Origin of the sequence: Shigella sp. FC1544 (assembly GCF_001722145.1) — a bacterium.
Lineage (GTDB): Bacteria > Pseudomonadota > Gammaproteobacteria > Enterobacterales > Enterobacteriaceae > Escherichia > Escherichia coli.
Map to the genome: position 1 here is coordinate 1 of NZ_MECT01000242.1, position 2099 is coordinate 2099.

The window sequence follows — 2099 nt, forward strand, 5'->3', positions numbered from 1 at the left end:
CTGAGTTTTTTAAGTGACGTAAAACCGTGTTGAGGCCAACGCCCATAATGCGTGCACTGGCGCGACATCCGACGCCATTCATGGCCATATCAATGATTTTCTGGTGCGTACCGGGCTGAGAGGCGGTGTAAGTGAACTGTAGTTGCCATGTTTTACGGCAATGAGAGCAGAGATAGCGCTGATGTCCGGCAGTGCTTTTGCCGTTACGCACCACGCCTTCAGTAGCGGAGCAGGAAGGACATCTGATGGAAATGGAAGCCACGCAAGCACCTTAAAATCACCATCATACACTAAATCAGTAAGTTGGCAGCATTACCCAGCGGATCAATAGAATATGTTGGATGTATGGAAGCATATACATACTGATTCCACCCGCCTTCCAGCCCAATCGGATCCTGAGTGATATACCGCCCCTGCAGCGGGTCATAATAGCGGTGGCGGTTGTAATACAGGCCGGACTCCTCATCATACTGCTGCCCCGGCAGACGGATAAGCTGCTGCAGGTGCTGCGGGTTCTCTTCATTCAGCAGGTTGCCCCATTCATCATATTCTGCGCACCATTCTGTTGCCCCGTCAGCTGATAAGCGTCAGCGGCAGGCCGCGATAGTCGCAGTGGTAGAGGTGGATTATTCGCAGTGATCTATATGCCAACGTCATCTTATTTTTCATCTACTCCAACGAGTAGACAAGTTTTTTATTAAACCATTTATACCTTTTACGATTAAATTTTCTTATGTAATAGAGGTGAATAATCTTCCCAAAAATCCATACAAGCTTTACTTGCATAAAAGAATCCAGCGTCTGATTCATAAGACATAAACTGTGCAATAATAGATAGTTGTATATCTGAAAAATTAAAAACAAAAATCAAAAAATCATCGTAATCCCGATACTCAGGACATAAATATTGTTGAATAAAATCGGATTCAAAAACCCAAAAATCATTCTTATTAAACAACGAGACATAAATATACAGAGGGATGTAATAGCAGAATACTTTCTCAGGGAGGAATATAATTCCTAACTCTAAAGCATAAGAGTCATCCTTTATTTTTAAATTATTGATTATTTCATTCCATTGTTTCTTTTGGAAAAAAATTATATACAATATCCAGTTCCTCCAGCCCTATAATATCATTTGAAATATGAGGTAATGGCTGGCATGGGAAATGAATCATAAGTTCATCATAGACTGCACTCTCGTTAGAGAAAATTATTTTTTTCATTTTATTAAGCCACTGCAATCAGCTGCTGTTTTATATGCTTTATTCTCTTCTTCCATATGGGCCTTATCTCCACCACCAAAGCACTGATTATTAATCTGCTTTCTGACCGAAGCGCACGCCAAATTTATCTCGTACCGTCTCAATATTTCTTTTCTCAGCATCTGAGGAGCGCAAGCTCTAGACTGGTTACATAATCTGTTTTTTTCATTTTGTAAGTCACTCAGGTTCTGGGGACTACAGTTACCTCCAGGATTTACACCTGACTTATGTTCATCTGTTAATTTGTCGGCTTCTGGATTAACTTTACGTCCATATTGATCTCTGCGTTGTTGCCCACTTTGGATAACACCACCTGATGAAAACAAACCGCAACTCATCAGTGCTACAACACCAAGAATTAACGGATTTAACCCTTGTGGGTCTATCTCTGAGATCGGATTCAACGGATACTGATAAAAATTCCATCCCCCCTTCAGCCCAATTGGGTCCTGAGTGATATATCGCCCCTGCAGCGGGTCATAATAGCGGTGGCGGTTGTAATACAGGCCGGACTCCTCATCATACTGCTGACCCGGCAGGCGAATGAGCTGCTGCAGATGATGCGGGTTCTCATCACTCAGCAGGTTGCCCCATTCATCATATTCTGCGCACCACGCTGTTGCCCCTTCCGTGCTGATGAGCGCCAGCGGCAGGCCGCGATGGTCGCAGTGGTACAGGTGGATTTTTCGCGCCGGCGTGTACACCGGGTCCATCTGGCTTTGCATCTGCGCCACCGTCAGGCCGCACGATGCCAGCCAGCGGCGGCTTTCCTCACTCACCCGGTCAGCCAGGATTTCACTTTCCAGCCGGTCGAGCATCTGCACCAGCACCGGC

The 2099-nt window shown here is 44.9% G+C and carries 3 protein-coding genes and 1 pseudogene; all 4 read right to left on the minus strand.

Annotated elements, in window-relative coordinates; all coding sequences use genetic code 11:
- A partial coding sequence (locus BGK49_RS13145; RefSeq protein ID WP_064195240.1) for an IS1-like element transposase occupies nt 1-262 on the minus strand: 262 nt, incomplete at its 3' end.
- 28 nt (nt 263-290) lie between these two features.
- Nucleotides 291-669: pseudogene (locus BGK49_RS26985) on the minus strand (RHS repeat-associated core domain-containing protein); the annotation flags it as partial.
- Nucleotides 670-721: 52 nt separating this feature from the next.
- A complete protein-coding gene (locus BGK49_RS13155) occupies nt 722-1108 on the minus strand; it encodes a hypothetical protein (RefSeq protein ID WP_241547540.1) in 387 nt (128 codons plus the stop codon).
- Between the two features lie 114 nt (nt 1109-1222).
- The coding region (locus BGK49_RS26990; RefSeq protein ID WP_094188683.1) for an RHS repeat-associated core domain-containing protein at nt 1223-2099 on the minus strand (877 nt) is incomplete at its 5' end.